Below are 16,558 nucleotides of genomic sequence, written 5' to 3' on the forward strand. Positions count from 1 at the left end.
GCACGATCTGCGAGACGCCGTAAACCTACGGCTGCGTAACTTCCCGCCGGGAACCCTTCCCCAGGCAGAGCAGAAAGGGTCCACCCCGCCCATGGCAGAGCTGGTCTACCGTCCCGTCGTCGGTCTCGCCCTGACGATGTTCAAGGCCTGGGACCTCAAGATCGACTGCAAGGGCTCGGAGAACATCCCGCGCTCGGGCGGCGCCGTGCTGGTGAGCAATCACATCAGCTACCTGGACTTCATCTTCAACGGCCTGGCGGCCCTCCCGCAGAAGCGTCTGGTGCGCTTCATGGCGAAGGAGTCGGTCTTCCGCCACAAGATCTCCGGTCCGCTGATGCGCGGGATGAAGCACATCCCGGTGGACCGCAAGCAGGGCGAGGCGGCGTACGCGCACGCGCTCGACTCGCTGCGCTCCGGCGAGATCATCGGCGTCTTCCCGGAGGCGACGATCTCGCAGTCCTTCACCCTGAAGAGCTTCAAGTCGGGCGCCGCGCGCCTGGCCCAGGAGGCGGGCGTCCCGCTCGTCCCGATGGCGGTGTGGGGCACGCAGCGGCTGTGGACCAAGGGGCACCCGCGCAACTTCAAGCGCAGCCACACCCCGGTCACGATCCGCGTCGGCGAGGCGGTCGAGGCCTCTCGCGAGCAGTACGCGGGCGCCATCACCCGCCGGCTGCGCGAGACGGTCCAGGAGCTGCTGGAGGCCGCCCAGCGCGCCTACCCCGCACGCCCCAAGGGCACGGAGGACTCCTGGTGGCTCCCGGCCCACCTGGGCGGTACGGCCCCGACGCAGGAGCAGCTGAAGGCCGCCGAGGCACGCTGACATCCTCGGCAACGGGAGCCGTCAGGCTCTCGCACACTTGAGCACCTTCCCGGAGACCGGGTTCACCCCCGTTGCGGCATGCCGCCGGAAGGCGGAGCGCAGCAGATCGGGGGAGGCGGGCCACGCTCGTGCACCGAGGCGGCGGGCCCCCGGCGAGCGCGCCCGCGCGCACAGGTCAGGCGGGGGCGTGCGGTGTGATCCGGGCGCCGGGGCTGAACTTCTCCAGCAGTTCGGCGAGTTCGGCGGCCGCCGCCTCGGCCTCGCCGAGCGGCAGGGGCGCGAGGGTCTCCAGCAGGAAGATGCCGGAGGTCGTCCGCTCGGTGAGCCGGGTGCGCGGGCCCTGGCGCCAGTTCCAGCGGCGGCAGGTCACACCGATGCCGTCGCGCCACACCACCTCGCCCGCGTCGGGGTGTTCGACGACCTCCTCGCCCCCGGCGACGGTCACGAAGTCCTCGTCGCCCGTGGCACGCACGAGACGCATCGCGCCCTCGATGTGGTCGATGTCCTCGCCGCCGACCGGGATGAGATGGGCCACGCTGATCGCGTTGTAGAGGTCGACCAGCAGATTGATGCGGGGCAGACCGGCGTCCGACAGCGCACGCTTGGCCAGCGCCTCCGCCGAATTGCGGCTGCGGGAGGGCTTCGAGCCGAACGCCGTGTACACCTCGCGCCAGGCCACCATGTGCGGGTCCTCGTGCGGGGCGCGGCCGTCGAGGCGTGCGGCCAGGCGGCGGGCCGCGTCGTCCAGGAGCGCGGAACTCGCCTCGGTGCTGGGCCCGTTGACCAGACCGTGCGCCTCGATCGCGACATGCGTGAAGCCGGGCGCGAGAGCGCGCACCTCGTCGGACACGGTGAGCGTGAGAGTCATCTGCCTCGCCTCAGAGTGCGGTGGGAAGCGTCTTCCACAGATACGGCCGGTCGGGCGCCGCTTTCAGAGCGCCGAGCACGACCGGATGAGGTTCAGCGTACAGGACCGGATAGTCCACCTCATTGCACTCGGGGTCGGGCACCCAGGCCAGCCGCTCCCCATCGAGGGAGAACTGCGCGTCGACCCCCGGCTTGTTCCCGCGCGGATCCTGCCGGTGCCAGGCGCCATGGAACCGTACGGCGATCAGCCCGTGCACGGCATGGCCGGCACCGTCCTCGTCCGCCAGTCGCTGGTAGCAGAGCGCGGCGGGAATGTCCTCGGCCCGCAGCAGCGCGGCCAGCGCATGCGCCTTCGCGTAACAGATGCCGGTGCGCCGCGCGAGGACGTCGGAGGCGCGCCAGGTGACCCGGAGGTCGCCGGAGTCCTGTGAGTGCGGGATCGTGTCGCGCACGAACTCGAAGGCGGCTCGCGCATAGGCATACGAGTCGGGAACGCTCTCGGCGAGGCGGGCAGCCGCCTCGCGCACCCTCGGATGGTCATGGTCGATGACCTCGTCGGCGGCCAGATAGGCGCAAAGGTCGGGGGTGTTCTGGATCAGCTCCATGCCCGCAGAGCATAGGAATGCGATCACCCGAGAGTCAATGACTTTTCAGATGACCGCATACCTATGCACGTCCTGCTAGCGCGCCATCTCCTCCTTGAGCGCCGCCACGAACGCGTCCACGTCGTCCTCGGTCGTGTCGAAGGAGCACATCCAGCGCACGACCCCCGCGGCCTCGTCCCAGAAGTAGAACCGGAACCGCTTCTGCAGCCGCTCACTCACGTCGTGCGGGAGCTGCGCGAAGACACCGTTGGCCTGCACCGGGTAGAGGATCTCCACCCCGTGCACCGCGCGCACGCCCTCCGCGAGGCGCTGGGCCATCTCGTTGGCGTGGCGGGCGTTGCGCAGCCACAGGTCCTTGGCGAGCAGCGCCTCCAGCTGCACCGACACGAAGCGCATCTTGGAGGCGAGCTGCATGGACAGCTTGCGCAGATGCTTCATGTGGCTGACGGCGTCCTGGTTGATGACCACGACCGCCTCGCCGAACACGGCACCGTTCTTCGTCCCGCCCAGGGACAGGATGTCGACGCCGACCGCATTGGTGAAGGTCCGCAGGGGGACGTTCAGGGAGGCGGCCGCGTTGGCTATCCGGGAGCCGTCCAGGTGCACCTTCATGCCGTGCGCATGGGCGTGCTCGCAGATCGCGCGGATCTCGTCCGGCGTGTAGAGGGTGCCGAGCTCCGTGCTCTGGGTGATCGAGACGACCTGCGGCATCGCCCGGTGCTCGTCCTCCCAGCCGTACGCCTGCCGGTCGATCAGCTCGGGCGTGAGCTTGCCGTCGGGCGTGGGCACGGTGAGCAGCTTGAGGCCGCCCATGCGCTCGGGGGCGCCGCCCTCGTCGACGTTGATGTGCGCGCTCTCGGCGCAGATCACCGCGCCCCAGCGGTCGGTGACCGCCTGGAGCGCGACGACGTTGGCGCCGGTGCCGTTGAAGACCGGGAAGGCCTCCGCGGTGGAGCCGAAGTGGCTGCGGATGATCCGCTGGAGGTTCTCGGTGTAGTCGTCCTCGCCGTAGGCGACCTGATGGCCGCCGTTGGCCAGCGTCAGGGCGGCGAGCACCTCCGGGTGCGCACCGGCGTAGTTGTCACTGGCGAAACCGCGAACCTCCGGGTCGTGGTGGCGACGCGCGTCGGTCCTGGGAGGGTTCACGGCCTGTCGGTCAGCCACAGACGGTTTCCGTTCAATTCCGCGGCGGACTTGCTCCAGACGCCCTCGATGGCCTCGGCCAGGTCCTTGACGTCCGTGAAGCCCGCGAACTTCGCGTTGGGCCGCTCGGCGCGCATCGCGTCGTGCACCAACGCCTTCACCACCAGGATCGCAGCCGCCGACGTCGGACCCTCGGCGCCCTCCGAGATCCCGGCCTTGCGGAAGTAGTCGGCCATGGCCAGCGTCCACGCCTCGGCGGCGGCCTTGGCGGCGGAGTACGCGGCGTTGCCCGCGGTCGGCTTGCTCGCGCCCGCCGCGCTGATCAGCACGTACCGCCCCCGCTCGCTGCGCTGCAGCGCCTCATGGAAGGCGAGGGAGGTGTGCTGCACGGTCTTGACGAGCAGCAGCTCCAGGAAGTCCCAGTCGTCGAGGCTGGTCTTGGTGAAGGTCTCACTGCCGCGCCAGCCGCCGACGAGGTGGACCAGGCCGTCGACACGGCCGAAGTCCTTCTCGATGTGGGCGGCCCAGTCACGGGTGGACTGCAGGTCGAGCAGGTCCACGGTGTCGCCGGTGACGGTGGCGCCGCCGGACGCGTAGCGGGCCGCGTCCACGGCCTCCGACAGCCGCTCGGCGTCGTTGTCGGCGCCGACGACGGTCGCGCCCGCCTCGGCCAGCCGCAGCAGGGTCGCCCGGCCGGCGGGACCGCCCGCGCCGGCCACCGCGATCACCGCACCGCTGAGAGCCCCGTTCCCCATCTTTCTCGCCTCCGTAGCAGTGTTCTGGGCGCGGTCGCTCACGCGGCGACCCGCTCGGCGCTGTCCGCCGTGATGCCCTTGGTCGAGGCGATCACATTCTTCAGCTTCTTGGACAGTGCCTCAAAGAACATGCTCAGCGGAAACTCGTCGGGAAGCACGTCATCGACGAGCCTGCGCGGCGGCAGGGTCAGGTCCAGGGCGTCGGGACCCTTGGCCCACTTGGAGCCCGGGTGCGGGGCGAGGTAGGTGGAGACCAGCTCGTAACCGGCGAACCAGTGCACCAGCTTCGGGCGGTCGATGCCGTCCCGGTACAGCTTCTCGATCTCGGCGCACAGCTGGTTGGTGACCTGCGGGGCGCGCTGCCAGTCGATGGTGAGCTTGTTGTTCGTCCAGCGGACGACATCGTGCTTGTGCAGGTAGGCGAAGAGCAGCTGACCGCCGAGGCCGTCGTAGTTGCGGTTGCGGTCGCCGGTGAGCGGGAAGCGGAACATACGGTCGAAGAGGACCGCGTACTGCACGTCACGGGCCTGCGGGACGCCGTCCGCGTCCAGCTGCACGGCCTCCTTGAAGGCGGTGAGGTCGCAGCGCAGCTCCTCCAGGCCGTACATCCAGAACGGCTGGCGCTGCTTGATCATGAACGGGTCGAACGGCAGGTCGCCGTGGCTGTGGGTGCGGTCGTGGACCATGTCCCACAGCACGAAGGCCTCTTCGCAGCGCTTCTGGTCGTGGACCATGGCGGCGATGTCCTCGGGCAGCTCCAGGCCCAGGATGTCCACGGCGGCGTCGGTGACCCGGCGGAAGCGGGCGGCCTCGCGGTCGCAGAAGATGCCACCCCAGGTGAAACGTTCCGGCGCCTCACGGACGGCTATGGTCTCGGGGAACAGGACGGCGGAGTTGGTGTCGTAGCCCGCCGTGAAGTCCTCGAACGTGATGCCGCAGAACAGCGGGTTGTCATAGCGGGTGCGCTCCAGCTCGGCCAGCCACTCGGGCCAGACCATGCGCAGGACGACCGCCTCCAGATTGCGGTCCGGGTTGCCGTTCTGCGTGTACATGGGGAAGACGACCAGGTGCTGGAGGCCGTCCGCGCGGCCCGCGGCGGGGTGGAAGGCCAGCAGCGAGTCGAGGAAGTCGGGCACCTCGAAGCCACCGTCGGCCCAGCGACGGAGGTCCTTGACGAGGGCCTGGTGGTAGTCGGCGTCGTGCGGGAGCAGCGGGGACAGGTCCTCGACGGCCTCCACGGCACGGCGCACGGCCTGCTCGGCGTCCGCACGCCGCGGGGCGCCCTCGGCGTCGAAGTCGATCGATCCGTCCTTGGACTGCCATGGCCGGATCTGCTCCACGGCATCCTTGAGCACAGGCCACGACGGGTGCTCAACAACCCTGGTCGCGGGAGGAACCTGCTCCTCCGAACCCACCTGTACAAGAATTTCCGTCATGACCCATCCTCCACGCGAGAACCGAACGGAGGACACCGTAAGCGGACGAGGTTTCTCTCAGCAAGAGTGGATGCGGGAAAATATTCTGCGGACTCGCATGGTCACCGCTCTTTTTCCTGCCGTAAACCGTGACGACGCTCACTTTCGACTTCAACGAGCGACGGTCCGCGGCCCGGCGGCCGACGGTGGGGCACCGATCGGATCCGGCCAGTCAATGCGCGGGAGACTCGCCCACGCCCGGGTGAGCGTCGGCGCGGGCACGGCCCAGCCGCCGGGCCGGTGCGCCCCACCTGTCACGCCAATCCCCGCGTGTACGCGCGGGTTCATCGGCAGACCCGGCCATTAGGCTGCGACTCTGCCGTGTGGACAGCGACGTCCGCGATGCCCGTCCCGTCCGCGCGTGCGCCGAGCCGCCGTCGACGGAAGCGAGTCGAACCTTGAACTTCCTTACCATCGGTCACCGCGGAGTCATGGGTGTCGAGCCCGAGAACACCCTCCGTTCCTTCGTCGCCGCCCAGCAGGCCGGCCTCGACCTGATCGAACTCGATCTGCACCTGAGCAAGGACGGCGCCCTGGTCGTCATGCACGACGCCGAGGTGGACCGCACGACCGACGGCACCGGCCCGATCGCCGAGAAGACCCTCGCCGAGCTGCGTGCCCTGGACGCGGGCCGCGGCGAGCGCGTCCCGGTCTTCGAGGAGGTCCTGGACGCCGTGAAAGCGCCGCTGCAGGCCGAGATCAAGGACGTAGCGGCGGCCCGGGCGCTGGCCGAGGTGATGCACAAGCGGGACCTGGTCTCCCGGGTGGAGGTGTCCTCGTTCCACGACGAGGCGATCGCCGAGATCGCCCGCCTGGTGCCGGGCGTGCGCACCGCGCTCATCGCCGGCCGCTACGGGCCCGACGTGGTGGATCGCGCCATCGAGGTCGGCGCCGCGACCGTCTGCCTGAACATCCGGCGGCTGACCCTGGAGGTCGTGGAGCACGCCCGCAAGGCGGACCTCAGGATCATCGGCTGGGTGGTGAACACGCAGGACCATCTGCGGCTCGTACGGGCCCTGCAGCTGGACGGCGCGACGACCGACTACCCGGAGATCAAGCGCACCGGCCGTTTCACGGCGTAACGGTCATGCGAGTTCCTTGACCAGGAGCTCGAACTGCAGGTCGTCGCGCTGCGGAATGCCGAAGCGCTCGTCGCCGTACGGGAACGGGGTCATCCGGCCCGTGCGGCGGTAGCCGCGGCGCTCGTACCAGGCGATCAGGTCGTTGCGTACGGAGATCACCGTCATGTGCATCTCGGTGGCGGCCCAGCTCTCGCGGGCCAGCCGCTCCGCCTCCGCGATGACCACCTTGCCCAGGCCCGCGCCCTGCAGCGTGGGGCTGACCGCGAACATGCCGAAGTAGGTGTGGTCACCGCGGTGCTGGAGCTGGCAGCAGGCGACGATGCGGCCGTCCCGCTCGACCGTCAGCAGCCTGCTGTCGGGCGACTTGATGACCTGGAGCACGCCCTCGGGGTCGGTCCGCTGACCCTCCAGGATGTCCGCCTCCGTGGTCCACCCGACCCGGCTGGTGTCTCCCCGGTACGCCGATTCGATCAGCGCGACCAGCGCGTCCACGTCGGCGTCGGTGGCGTCGCGGAAGGTGGGCGCGGTGGCGGCGGTGTCCATGGGGCGGGTCTCCGAATCTGTGGCGCGGCACGGCAGTGACGAGACTAGCGCTGCCGCTAGGCTCCCGGTGCATGGTGCACGTACTCAGCAGCCGGACACTCCTGCGCCCGACCGACCCCGAGCGGTCCCGGGCCTTCTACGGCAGGCAGCTGGGCCTCGCCGTCTACCGCGAGTTCGGCACGGGCCCCGATCACGGCACCGTCTACTTCCTCGGCGGCGGCTTCCTGGAGCTCTCCGGGCGCTCGCGGACTCCGCCGCCCCCGGCCGTGCGCCTGTGGCTCCAGGTCCCGGACGTGACGGCGGCGCACGCGGAACTGCTGGCCGAGGGCGTGGAGATCGTGCGCCCACCGGTGCGCGAGCCGTGGGGCCTGATCGAAATGTGGATCGCGGATCCCGACGGCACCCCGATCGTCCTGGTGGAGGTCCCGGGCGACCATCCACTGCGGTACCGCCCGGGCATCTAGGCGTGGGTCCAGACGCGGTCCGTTCTCGTCAGTTCGTGGAAGCCCGCCTTGAGCAGGGCCTCGATCCCGGCCCGGTCGTCGGCGCGCTCGTAGGCGAGGAGGCGGTCCACGCCGCACAGCCGGAGCCAGTCGGCGGCCTGGGCGAGGAGGCGCTGTTCTGAGTCCTCCCCGTGGCGGCCGGGGTCGATGTGGAGGTTGCCGATGTCGGCCAGGCCCTCGGCACGGGTGTGGCGTTCGGGGCGGGCCAGGGTGGTGTCCACCTCGATGAAGCCGACGGGTGATCCCGCCGCGTACGCGGTGAAGCGCGTGCCGCACTCCCCCAGCGTGCGCTCGACCGTGATGCCCGGGCGCGGTTCGGGCCGGGGCAGGTCGGTGAGCCGGGCGAGCAGGATCACCTCCGTCGTGCCGGTGTGCCGGAATCCGGCGCGTTCGTAGACGGCCCGGACGTGCGGCCAGTTCCGGGGCAGGCCATGGACGGCGGGCGTGGGCAGGTCGCCGGAGGCGTGCCGGGTACGGACGTTCCAGCGGGCGAGCCGGGCCAGGCAGGCGTTCATGAGCAGGTCGGCGGCCGCCTCGGTGTCCGGCCGGTAGGAGGCCGCCGGATGCCACAGGAACCAGCCGATCTCGCCCGCGTCCCGGTAGTCCGGGCCCACCTCGGCGTCGGCGCGGTAGCGCAGCAGATGCGCCGCGGCGACGACGTGCCGGCGCTGCTCGGCGACCAGTGTGATGCGCTCGCTCACCCACGGGTCGGTGAGGAACTCGTCCGGCCGCCGCTCCAGGCTGCTGAGCACGGTGTTCACGGAGACGGAGACACCGGGGACGACGGCGGCCACATGGGCGTTCACCAGGTCAGTGAGCTGGTCGCGGTCGTCGCGGTGGAAGGGGCGTACCTCGGGCATGCGTGACCTCCGGTCGGGAACCGTCGTGGGAGGCCGCCATGCGATGCGGTACGGGACGAGCGTACGGCCGTGCCGGGGCGCCGCGCGAGGGGTTTCCCGATGGCCGGTGCCGGACGGCGGGACTAGCGTGCTGAGAGGGGGCGGTTCCGCGCCGGGAGGAGTGCCATGAAGTTCGACAAGCCGGTGACCGGCGGACCCTGCTGGACGGAGCTGGGGACGAATGACCTGGAGGGCGCCAAGCGGTTCTACACGGACCTGTTCGGCTGGCTTCCGGAGACGGATCCGCGCCAGGAGGCGGGGGGTTACACGGTCGCGCACATGGGCGACGCGGCGGTCGCCGCGCTCACCCCGCTGTACCAGGAGTCCCAACCGGTCGCGTGGAACGTGTCGTTCGCGGTGGCGGACGCGGACGCGGCGGCGCGGAAGGTCGAGGAGGCGGGCGGGACCGTGGTACTCGGCCCGATGGACGTCTTCGACGTCGGGCGCTTCGCCGTGGCCCTGGACCCGACGGGCGCGGCCTTCCAGCTGTGGCAGGCGCGCGCGTTCCCGGGTGCCGGGCTGTTCAACGCGCCCGGATCGCTGGGCTGGGTCGAGCTCGCGACCCGCGACACCGACCGGGCGCGGGACTTCTACACCACGGTCTTCGGATGGACCGTCAACTCCTCGGAGTGGTACACGCAGTGGGGCATCGGCGGCAAGGACTTCGGCGGGATGGCGGACATGGGCGACCGTTTCCCGCCCGAGGTGCCGCCGCACTGGATGCCGTACTTCGCGGTCACGGACGTGGACGCGACGGTGCAGGTGGCGGTCGCGGCGGGCGGTTCGGTCCTGGCGGAGCCGATGTCGATGGGGAACGTCCGGCGCATCGGGGTGCTGCGGGATCCGCAGGGTGCGGCCTTCGGGGTGTACGCGGAGGGCGACCGGGGCTGATCCGTCGGACCAGCGGAGTCACCGTCACCCGGTCGATGACCGGTGCGTACGCCGAGCGCTGCCCGTGGGGGTTGCGCCCGGTGCCTCAGACGGGCAGCACGCCGATCCGGCCTTCGAGTCGGCTCAGCAACTCGGCCAACAGGCCGGCCAGTTGTCCCTGTCCCTCGGGGGCGAGCGCCGACAGTACGGCCGTCTCGTAGGCCAGTTGCTCGGGGAGGATGCCGTCGACGAGGTCGCGGCCGTTGTCGGTGAGGCGGACGTGGGCGACGCGCCGGTCGCGGGTGTCGCCACGGCGTTCGACGAGGCCGCGCTCGGTCAGGTGCTTGAGGCGCTTGGTGACGGCGGCGCCCGAGGAGAAGGTCTCCCGGGCCAGCTCGCTCGGGGTCAGTTCGTGGCCGGTGCGGCGCAGCGCGCCGAGCAGGTCGAACTCGGGTCGGCTGAGGCCGGCGCGGCGCAGCGGGGCGTCCTCGGCCTGTTGCAGGAGGGCGGCGCAGCGGTTGATGCGGCCGATGATCTCCATGGGCCCGGTGTCCAGCTCGGGGTGGACGGCCTGCCACTGCCGGACGACCACGGCGACGGTGTCACCCCTCGCCGCGTCGTTGCCGGCCGCCGGTCGTCCGTTCGTCGCCGTCATGGCCGTACGTCCTCCGTTGTCGTTGTCGACTGCGCAGTCTTCGTAGCCTTCGTACCGTCCCGGGACTGCAGCCCCGTGCGTCGTACCGTCGCGGCGAGCGTACGGTGTCCGGCTTGCTCGACGAGCACGACCCGCTCCTGGGGGAGGGCGCGTTGCCACCACTCGCCGGACGCGGCGTCGGCCGTGGCGCGCAGTTCGGCCAGCGCGGCGACGAGTCCGCGGCGGGCCGACTCCAGGGTCCGGGGCGCCGGACGCGGCTCGGCCAGGAGGCGTGCCGCGTGCTCACGGGCCCGTTCGACGGCGGTCAGCGCGTGCTCGACGCGGTCGCCGGCCCGCCGGTTGGTGACGGCCACGGCCGCGGCGAACCCGACCAGCGCGCCCACGAGGGTGTCCGCGATGCGTTCGGTGATCAGCCGGCCGGAGTCCTGCGTCCGGGCGAATTCGGTGATCAGCAGGGCCATCGGGGTGACGCAGACGCTGCCGAGCCAGTAGTTGCGGCCGATCAGGGCCTCGGCGCCGAAGTTGAAGGCCAGGCAGCACAGCACGAGGGCCGCCGGGTGGAGATGGGCGAGCGGGACGACCGCGGCGAAGACGAGGACCCCGACGAGGTTGCCGACGACCCGCTGGACGCCCCGGCTCCAGGTGAGGGTGACATTGGCCTGGTAGAGGGAGGCCGCGGTGACCAGGGCCCAATAGGGGCGGCCCACTCCGAGGGCGAGGGAGGCGTATCCGGCGAGGGCGCAGCCCAGGGCGGTGCGGGCCGCGATCGGGGTGAGGGGGCCGAGTCTGCGCCACAGCGGAGGGCGTGGGGCGGCGAGTTCGGCGTCCACGCCGAGGAGTTCGTCGGCGGCCTCCTTCAGGTGGTCGGCGCGGGGGATGTGTCCGGTGCCGCGCAGGTCGCGGGCCCAGGCGCGCAGCCGGCCGGGGTCCGCGTCCACCGGCGCGGCGAGGGCGGCCTCGGCGCGGACGACGAGTCGTTCGAGGGCACGACGGGCGCGGTCCGGGCGGGCGCCCGTGGCGAGCAGTGACTGCCAGGCGGCCTGCACGGCCGCGGCGGCTCGGGTCCGGGCATGGCCGTCGGCGGTGCCGCGCGTGGCGGCGTAAGCGGCGGCGGCCCTCAGGGCGTGGGCGGTGGCGCGGCGCTCGGGGCCGTGCGGGCGGACCAGCCCGGGCGCCATGCCGACCAGCCAGGCCCAGCCGCCCGCCGCCAGCGCGAGCCCCACATGGCCGGGCACCCGACCGAGGGTCTGCGGGGCGAAGAGCGAGGCGGAGCTGATGAAGGTCAGCACCACGTTCCCGGGCGGGCCGACGCGGCCGGCGTCGCACAGCGCCTTCTGCACGGCGGCCATGAGCGCGCCGACGGTGACCAGGGCGACGGCGTCGGTGGTGAGCGACGCGGCGACCAGGGCCACCGCGAGCCCGCCGACCATGCCGAGCACCACCAGGGCCAGGGCGCGGGCCCGTGCGGCGTACGGGCGGTTGTGGCCGTAGAGCGCGCACAGGGATCCGGCCATCGTGTACATCGCGAGGTCGAGTCTGCCGAGTGCCAGCAGGGTGAGATTGGGCGGGGCGACCGCGGCGACCACGCTGAGCGCGGGCTTGAACCAGATGTCCGAGGGCCGGCCGAGGCGCAGCACCCCGGCGAGGGGGAGGCGGAGGGGGGTGGCACTGCTCATACCAACAATTTAGCATGTGTTTTACTAGTGAAACATCTACCGCAGGCCCACCCGTACCCCGTCGTCACCTGCTGTGCTCCGCCGAGTGCTCCCCGTGTACCTCTTTGCGCTTGCGTGCGCGCCGCATGTCGCGGGCATCGCAACCATGGACGGATCGTGAAGCGCAAAGCGGGGAGGTGCGCGTGCACGGACCGGCTTCGCCCGGCTGGCTGCTGGTCGCGCTGTGTGCGGCGACCGGCGCCTACTGTCTGCTGCGGATGCGCAGCAGCGTCGAGGAGCAGCGGCGCGCCGCGGGCGGCGAGGCGCTGATGGGATTCGGCATGGCCGCCATGGCCGTGCCGGCGGCGGTGTTCACCCCGCCGTCGTGGACGTGGCCGCTGTACGCGGTGGTGTTCGGCGCGGCCGCTTTGCGCGCCCTGTGGGCCGCGCCTGGCCACCCGCACCATCTGCACCACTTGGTGGGCACCGCGGCGATGGTCTACATGGCGGTCGTGATGGCCGGCGCCCCGGAACCTCGTCACCACGCGCACGACGGCGCCGGGGTGCCCGTGGTGACGGGGCTGCTGCTCGTCTACTTCACCGGCTATGTGCTGCTGTCCGGCGTCCGGCTGATCCCCGCCACCGCGGCGGGATCCACCGGGGCCGTCGCCGGATGGGGGGACCGGCCGGAGCTGGCCCGGGCGTGCCGGCTGTCGATGGGGATCGGGATGCTGGCGATGCTGCTCACGCTGTGACGGGCGCCGTGCGGCGCACCGTACGAAAGCGTTGTCTGCGTCACTTGCCGCGACGGACCGTACCCGCGGGCGGCCCGACGCTCCTAGGCTGTTGTTCATGATGGTCCCCGTGGCACTGCTGCTGCTCGGCGCCCTGACCGCCGTCGTCGCTCCCCGGCTGCTCGCCCGGGCCGACTGGCCGGACCGGGAACCGGTGGTCGCGCTGTGGGTGTGGCAGTGCGTCGTGGCGGCCGTACTGCTGTGCTGCGCGCTGTCGATGACCCTCAGCGCGGCAGCGGCCTGGCAGGCGGTGCGCGGGCATGTGTTCGCGCCGGCGCCGAGCGCCGTCGTGGACGCGTACGGCCTCGGCTCGACCGGCCCCTGGGCGGCGGCGACCGCGGTGGCGCTCGCCTGCGGCGGGCTGTGGACCGGGGCGATGCTGGTCCGCGAGGTCGTACGGGCCGGGGCGCGGCGGCGCCGCCGGCGGGCCGAACTCCTGGTGCGCGCCCCGCTGTTGCCGGGCGAGGAGCCGGTGGGCGGACGGCTCGTCATGCTGGAGGGAGAGCGGCCGGGCGCCTGGTGGCTGCCCGGCGCCGCACCTCAACTCGTCATCACCACGGCCGCGTTGCGCCGCCTGAAGGGGCGGCAACTGGACGCCGTATTCGCCCATGAGCAGGGTCACGCACGGGCCCGGCACCACTGGCTGCTGTACTGCTCGGGCGCGCTGGCGGGCGGATTCCCGCAGGTCCCGGTGTTCGCCGCGTTCCGCGAGGAGATGCACCGGCTGGTCGAGCTGGCCGCCGACGACATGGCATCGCGCCGCTTCGGCCGGCTGACCATCGCGCTGGCGCTGGTCGAACTCAACGAGGACCGGGGTGTGTTCGGCCCCGGCGCCACCTCGCAGACCCATGTCCCGGAGCGGGTGCACCGGCTGCTCACTCCCCCGGACCGGCTGACCGCGCTGCGCCGCCTGAAGCTGACGGCGGCAGCGGCGTTCGTGCCGGTGATCCCGGTGCTGGTGACGCTCGTCCCAGGGCTGCGCGCGCTCGGCTGAGCCGCCGGCGATTGCTCCGGGGCTGGCCTCCGGCGCCACGCGTCGGGGAAGATCACGGCATGCACCGCCCGACGCGCCCGGCCGTCCTCGCCTTTGCCGCCCTGACCGTACTCTGCGCGGCGCTGCTGACCCTGGTCGCGGTCGAGTGGCGCCCCCTGATGACCCTGGACGGGCACATCGCCCGCACCACCCACCGCTGGGCGCTCGACGAACACGGCCTCACGCATTTCTTCCGCATCCTCACGGACTGGGTCTGGGACCCGCTGACCATGCGCCTGGTGGCCGCGGCGGCCGCGCTGTGGCTGGTGTGGCGCCGCTCGGCGTGGCGGGCGGCGCTGTGGCTGGAGGTCGTCTGCGCGCTGGGCACGGTGGCGCAGCAGGCGCTGAAGGCGGCTGTCGGCCGCCCGCGCCCGGTCTGGCCGGACCCCGTCGACTCCGCGCACTACGCGGCCTTCCCCTCCGGTCACGCGATGACCGCCACGGTGGTGTGCGGCCTGCTGCTGTGGCTGCTGCGCCACTTCGGCGCCGGGCGCGTCCTGTGGCGTACGGCGCTCACGGTGGGGGTGGTCTCCGTCGTCGGGGTCGGCCTGACCCGGGTGTGGCTGGGGGTGCACTGGTTCTCGGACGTGGTGGGCGGGTGGCTGCTGGGGGCGCTGGTGGTGGCCGTGGCGGTGGTGGTGTACGAGGGGCCGCTGGGTGACCGGCCGACAAGTTCCGGGGCGCTGCGCGACCCGCTCCGCCGAACCGACACGCGCCGGACCGCGGCCATGCCCTGGACGGACCGCCGGTAGGGTCCAGCACATGGCTGCCGTCCTCTTCGACTTCTCCGGGACCCTCTTCCGTGTCGAGTCCACCGAGTCATGGCTGCGCGCCGTACTGGCCGAGACGGTCTTCAGTCTTTCCGGGCCGGAACTGATCGAGACGGCACGGGCGTTGGAGACGGCGGGTGCGCTGCCGGGCGGTGCGTTCCCGGTCGAGCTGCCCGAGGAGCTCGCCGAGGTGTGGGCGGTGCGCGACGAGAGCGCCGAGTCGCACCGGGCCGCGTACACGGGTCTGTCCCGGCGGGTCCCACTCCCCGACCCCGCGCTGCACGACGCGCTGTACGAGCGGCACATGTCCCCGGCCGCATGGTCCCCGTACCCCGACGCCGCCGAGGTGCTGCGGACGCTCCGCGAGCGCGGCATCGGGGTCGGCATCGTCAGCAACATCGGCTGGGACCTGCGCCCGGTGTTCCGCGAGCACGGCCTCGACCCCTACGTGGACGCGTACGTCCTGTCGTACGAACACGGCGTCCAGAAGCCGGACCCACGGCTGTTCTCCGCCGCCTGCGAGGCCCTCGACGCCGATCCGCGGGACGTACTGATGGTCGGCGACAGCCGCCCGGCGGACGGTGGCGCGAGCGCGCTGGGCTGCCGGGTGCACTTCGTGGACCATGTGCCGTGCGCCGAGCGACCGGACGCGCTGCTGCCGGTGCTGGACCTGATGGGCCGGCCCGCCCCCGGTGCACCGTCGTACGAAGGAAAACGCCGCCCGCCTGAGACGATCCCCCGCGTCGCCCCAGACGGACGGCAGCCCTGAACGGACCCGCGCAGAAGCCGGGCCCACCGCGTTGAGTATAGTTGGCTGGCAGCCAGTCAACGCAGGAGTTACAGCATGTCCCCGCGCAGCGCCTCGGTCAATGAAGAGTTGCGCCGACGTTCCCGGGAGCGGCTCCTGCAGGCCGCGGTCGAGCTGGTCGGCGAGCACGGTTTCGAGGCCACGACCCTGGGTGACATCGCGGACCGGGCGGGTTCGGCACGCGGACTGGTGTCGTACTACTTCCCCGGCAAACGCCAGCTGGTGCAGTCCGCGGTGCACCGGCTGATGCACCGGACGCTGCAGGAGGCCCTGGAGCGCGAGCCGCGCACCGAGGACGGCCGGGAGCTGCTGGCCAGGGCCATCGACGCGATCCTGGGGCTGGCCCGCGACCGGCCCGTGCTGATGCGGCAGCACATGGCCGGACTCCTGCAGGCCCAGGGGTTCGTGCAGTGCCCGGAGCAGCGGCGCCTGTCGGAGCTGCTCAGCGACACCGTCGCCCGGTACGGCTCGCAGGACGTCGCGACCGACTACCCGATGCTGCGCGCGCTGCTCATGGGCGCCGTGTACGCGGCGCTGATCCCCGGGGTGCCGATGCAGATCCCCGTCCTGCGGGCGGAGCTGTTCAAGCGCTACCGGCTCGACTGGGAGCTGGGCATCCCGCCCGGGACCGAGCCGCCCGGCAGCACGTGCGAGAAGGATCTGTCGCGGTTCTTCGCGACGGACGACCGGCCGGAGTGACCGGACCGGGCCGTCAGCGCCGTGCGTGACCGGGCGTCAGCAGGCCCGCGTCCCGCGCCCGGGCGATGAGCCGGAGCGACCTGCGGCGACTGCGCCCGGTCGCGCACATCACCGCGAGGACGGGGTCGAGCCCCTCGTCCCGGGCGGCGCGGTACTTCTCCGCGACGAGCCGGCGCCCCTCGATGCCCCGCGGCCACGTGGGGCGGGCACGGCTCGGGCCGAGCGGCCTGGCGTGGTCGATGCCGTACGCCGTCCCTGTCCCGGCAACCGTCTCCCCGGCGGCGTTCGCCTCCGCCCCGGCCTTCGTCTTCATGCCGCACGCCTCGAACAGCGGTGTCTCGATCCAGTCGGCGAGGACCGTCAGGTCGGCCAGGGAGAGGGCGGGCTGGGCCCTGACGTCCTCGATGGAGACGCTTGCCCCGGTCACCACGGCCAGTGCGTCGACCCGGGCGCCGTCGGCGAAGGCCAGCAGGACATGGAACCAGGACGTACGCTCCCCGCGCTCCCGCACCGCCCACGCGGGCTGGACGGTCACCGCGCCGTCCGCCGCACAACGGGCGGAAAGATTAAGAAAGGATGCGT

Annotated in this window: 19 protein-coding genes; 9 read left to right on the forward strand and 10 right to left on the reverse strand. The window is 72.0% G+C overall.

The window, feature by feature from the left end:
- The first annotated feature begins 91 nt into the window (after window positions 1-91).
- Complete coding sequence (locus ACZ4EG_RS12395) at window positions 92-820, forward strand: lysophospholipid acyltransferase family protein (RefSeq protein WP_390710559.1); 729 nt, start codon at window positions 92-94, stop codon at window positions 818-820.
- Window positions 821-995: 175 nt separating this feature from the next.
- On the opposite strand, the gene ACZ4EG_RS12400 is transcribed toward ACZ4EG_RS12395, so the two are convergent.
- The 5 genes from ACZ4EG_RS12400 to ACZ4EG_RS12420 all read right to left on the reverse strand — a co-directional run bounded on the left by ACZ4EG_RS12400 (window position 996) and on the right by ACZ4EG_RS12420 (window position 5,626).
- Window positions 996-1,688, reverse strand: coding sequence for a B3/B4 domain-containing protein (locus ACZ4EG_RS12400; protein ID WP_467790599.1), 693 nt, complete (start codon window positions 1,686-1,688; stop codon window positions 996-998).
- Between the two features lie 10 nt (window positions 1,689-1,698).
- Window positions 1,699-2,292 carry a transglutaminase domain-containing protein gene (locus ACZ4EG_RS12405; RefSeq protein ID WP_467790600.1) on the reverse strand — a complete coding sequence of 198 codons (594 nt, stop codon included), beginning with the start codon at window positions 2,290-2,292 and terminating at the stop codon, window positions 1,699-1,701.
- A gap of 75 nt (window positions 2,293-2,367) precedes the next feature.
- Window positions 2,368-3,438 carry a threonine aldolase family protein gene (locus ACZ4EG_RS12410; RefSeq protein ID WP_453550731.1) on the reverse strand — a complete coding sequence of 357 codons (1,071 nt, stop codon included), beginning with the start codon at window positions 3,436-3,438 and terminating at the stop codon, window positions 2,368-2,370.
- Entirely contained in the window at window positions 3,435-4,190 is a 756-nt protein-coding gene (locus ACZ4EG_RS12415; RefSeq protein WP_363300678.1) for an SDR family NAD(P)-dependent oxidoreductase, read from the reverse strand. The genes ACZ4EG_RS12410 and ACZ4EG_RS12415 overlap by 4 nt, the downstream gene beginning before the upstream one ends.
- Window positions 4,191-4,228: 38 nt before the next feature.
- Window positions 4,229-5,626, reverse strand: coding sequence for a DUF6421 family protein (locus ACZ4EG_RS12420; RefSeq protein ID WP_467790601.1), 1,398 nt, complete (start codon window positions 5,624-5,626; stop codon window positions 4,229-4,231).
- Between the two features lie 437 nt (window positions 5,627-6,063).
- Between ACZ4EG_RS12420 and ACZ4EG_RS12425 the strand changes: the two genes are divergently transcribed.
- Entirely contained in the window at window positions 6,064-6,747 is a 684-nt protein-coding gene (locus ACZ4EG_RS12425) for a glycerophosphodiester phosphodiesterase (protein ID WP_390710555.1), read from the forward strand.
- Window positions 6,748-6,750: 3 nt separating this feature from the next.
- Here the strand turns inward: ACZ4EG_RS12425 and ACZ4EG_RS12430 are convergent, their stop codons facing one another.
- Window positions 6,751-7,290, reverse strand: coding sequence for a GNAT family N-acetyltransferase (locus ACZ4EG_RS12430; protein WP_467790602.1), 540 nt, complete (start codon window positions 7,288-7,290; stop codon window positions 6,751-6,753).
- Window positions 7,291-7,361: 71 nt separating this feature from the next.
- Here ACZ4EG_RS12430 and ACZ4EG_RS12435 point away from each other — a divergent pair, with 71 nt between their 5' ends.
- Complete coding sequence (locus ACZ4EG_RS12435; RefSeq protein WP_453550739.1) at window positions 7,362-7,754, forward strand: VOC family protein; 393 nt, start codon at window positions 7,362-7,364, stop codon at window positions 7,752-7,754.
- Here the strand turns inward: ACZ4EG_RS12435 and ACZ4EG_RS12440 are convergent.
- The gene (locus ACZ4EG_RS12440) at window positions 7,751-8,653 is read right to left on the reverse strand and encodes an N-acetyltransferase (protein WP_467790603.1); all 903 of its coding nucleotides are present in this window, start codon (window positions 8,651-8,653) and stop codon (window positions 7,751-7,753) included. The genes ACZ4EG_RS12435 and ACZ4EG_RS12440 overlap by 4 nt on opposite strands.
- Before the next feature lie 165 nt (window positions 8,654-8,818).
- Here ACZ4EG_RS12440 and ACZ4EG_RS12445 point away from each other — a divergent pair, with 165 nt between their 5' ends.
- Entirely contained in the window at window positions 8,819-9,583 is a 765-nt protein-coding gene (locus ACZ4EG_RS12445) for a VOC family protein (protein WP_467790604.1), read from the forward strand.
- An 85-nt stretch (window positions 9,584-9,668) separates the two neighbouring features.
- On the opposite strand, the gene ACZ4EG_RS12450 is transcribed toward ACZ4EG_RS12445, so the two are convergent.
- Together ACZ4EG_RS12450 and ACZ4EG_RS12455 are read right to left on the reverse strand one after the other, a co-directional pair.
- A complete protein-coding gene (locus tag ACZ4EG_RS12450; RefSeq protein ID WP_390710551.1) occupies window positions 9,669-10,217 on the reverse strand; it encodes a MarR family winged helix-turn-helix transcriptional regulator in 549 nt (182 codons plus the stop codon).
- Window positions 10,214-11,893 (reverse strand): FUSC family protein, encoded by a 1,680-nt coding sequence (locus ACZ4EG_RS12455; RefSeq protein WP_467790605.1) that lies wholly within the window; start codon window positions 11,891-11,893, stop codon window positions 10,214-10,216. Before ACZ4EG_RS12455 ends, ACZ4EG_RS12450 begins: the two co-directional genes overlap by 4 nt.
- A gap of 182 nt (window positions 11,894-12,075) precedes the next feature.
- Between ACZ4EG_RS12455 and ACZ4EG_RS12460 the strand changes: the two genes are divergently transcribed.
- The 5 genes from ACZ4EG_RS12460 to ACZ4EG_RS12480 all read left to right on the forward strand — a co-directional run bounded on the left by ACZ4EG_RS12460 (window position 12,076) and on the right by ACZ4EG_RS12480 (window position 15,976).
- Window positions 12,076-12,627 (forward strand): DUF5134 domain-containing protein, encoded by a 552-nt coding sequence (locus ACZ4EG_RS12460; RefSeq protein WP_453550749.1) that lies wholly within the window; start codon window positions 12,076-12,078, stop codon window positions 12,625-12,627.
- Between the two features lie 97 nt (window positions 12,628-12,724).
- On the forward strand, window positions 12,725-13,660 hold the full coding sequence (locus ACZ4EG_RS12465) for a M56 family metallopeptidase (RefSeq protein WP_453550752.1): 936 nt from the start codon (window positions 12,725-12,727) through the stop codon (window positions 13,658-13,660).
- A gap of 59 nt (window positions 13,661-13,719) precedes the next feature.
- Window positions 13,720-14,451: a phosphatase PAP2 family protein gene (locus tag ACZ4EG_RS12470; protein ID WP_467790606.1), complete on the forward strand. Its 732-nt coding sequence runs from the start codon at window positions 13,720-13,722 to the stop codon at window positions 14,449-14,451.
- A gap of 10 nt (window positions 14,452-14,461) precedes the next feature.
- Complete coding sequence (locus tag ACZ4EG_RS12475) at window positions 14,462-15,238, forward strand: HAD family hydrolase (RefSeq protein ID WP_467790607.1); 777 nt, start codon at window positions 14,462-14,464, stop codon at window positions 15,236-15,238.
- A 75-nt stretch (window positions 15,239-15,313) separates the two neighbouring features.
- Window positions 15,314-15,976, forward strand: a complete 663-nt coding sequence (locus ACZ4EG_RS12480; RefSeq protein WP_467790608.1) for a TetR/AcrR family transcriptional regulator — start codon at window positions 15,314-15,316, stop codon at window positions 15,974-15,976.
- Window positions 15,977-15,989: 13 nt separating this feature from the next.
- On the opposite strand, the gene ACZ4EG_RS12485 is transcribed toward ACZ4EG_RS12480, so the two are convergent.
- Window positions 15,990-16,511, reverse strand: a complete 522-nt coding sequence (locus tag ACZ4EG_RS12485; protein WP_467790609.1) for a DUF6214 family protein — start codon at window positions 16,509-16,511, stop codon at window positions 15,990-15,992.
- Window positions 16,512-16,558: the final 47 nt, after the last annotated feature.

It is taken from the genome of Streptomyces sp. NPDC025638, from assembly GCF_055558775.1.

Bases quoted from the DNA above. Each gene is read 5' to 3' on its own strand.
- ACZ4EG_RS12435 (WP_453550739.1), top strand. From the start codon at position 7,362: ATGGTGCACGTACTCAGCAGCCGGACACTCCTGCGCCCGACCGACCCC.
- ACZ4EG_RS12470 (WP_467790606.1), top strand. From the start codon at position 13,720: ATGCACCGCCCGACGCGCCCGGCCGTCCTCGCCTTTGCCGCCCTGACC.
- ACZ4EG_RS12400 (WP_467790599.1), bottom strand. From the start codon at position 1,688: ATGACTCTCACGCTCACCGTGTCCGACGAGGTGCGCGCTCTCGCGCCC.
- ACZ4EG_RS12455 (WP_467790605.1), bottom strand. From the start codon at position 11,893: ATGAGCAGTGCCACCCCCCTCCGCCTCCCCCTCGCCGGGGTGCTGCGC.
- ACZ4EG_RS12405 (WP_467790600.1), bottom strand. From the start codon at position 2,292: ATGGAGCTGATCCAGAACACCCCCGACCTTTGCGCCTATCTGGCCGCC.
- ACZ4EG_RS12415 (WP_363300678.1), bottom strand. From the start codon at position 4,190: ATGGGGAACGGGGCTCTCAGCGGTGCGGTGATCGCGGTGGCCGGCGCG.
- ACZ4EG_RS12480 (WP_467790608.1), top strand. From the start codon at position 15,314: ATGTCCCCGCGCAGCGCCTCGGTCAATGAAGAGTTGCGCCGACGTTCC.
- ACZ4EG_RS12420 (WP_467790601.1), bottom strand. From the start codon at position 5,626: ATGACGGAAATTCTTGTACAGGTGGGTTCGGAGGAGCAGGTTCCTCCC.
- ACZ4EG_RS12395 (WP_390710559.1), top strand. From the start codon at position 92: ATGGCAGAGCTGGTCTACCGTCCCGTCGTCGGTCTCGCCCTGACGATG.
- ACZ4EG_RS12475 (WP_467790607.1), top strand. From the start codon at position 14,462: ATGGCTGCCGTCCTCTTCGACTTCTCCGGGACCCTCTTCCGTGTCGAG.
- ACZ4EG_RS12465 (WP_453550752.1), top strand. From the start codon at position 12,725: ATGATGGTCCCCGTGGCACTGCTGCTGCTCGGCGCCCTGACCGCCGTC.
- ACZ4EG_RS12430 (WP_467790602.1), bottom strand. From the start codon at position 7,290: ATGGACACCGCCGCCACCGCGCCCACCTTCCGCGACGCCACCGACGCC.
- ACZ4EG_RS12450 (WP_390710551.1), bottom strand. From the start codon at position 10,217: ATGACGGCGACGAACGGACGACCGGCGGCCGGCAACGACGCGGCGAGG.
- ACZ4EG_RS12445 (WP_467790604.1), top strand. From the start codon at position 8,819: ATGAAGTTCGACAAGCCGGTGACCGGCGGACCCTGCTGGACGGAGCTG.
- ACZ4EG_RS12440 (WP_467790603.1), bottom strand. From the start codon at position 8,653: ATGCCCGAGGTACGCCCCTTCCACCGCGACGACCGCGACCAGCTCACT.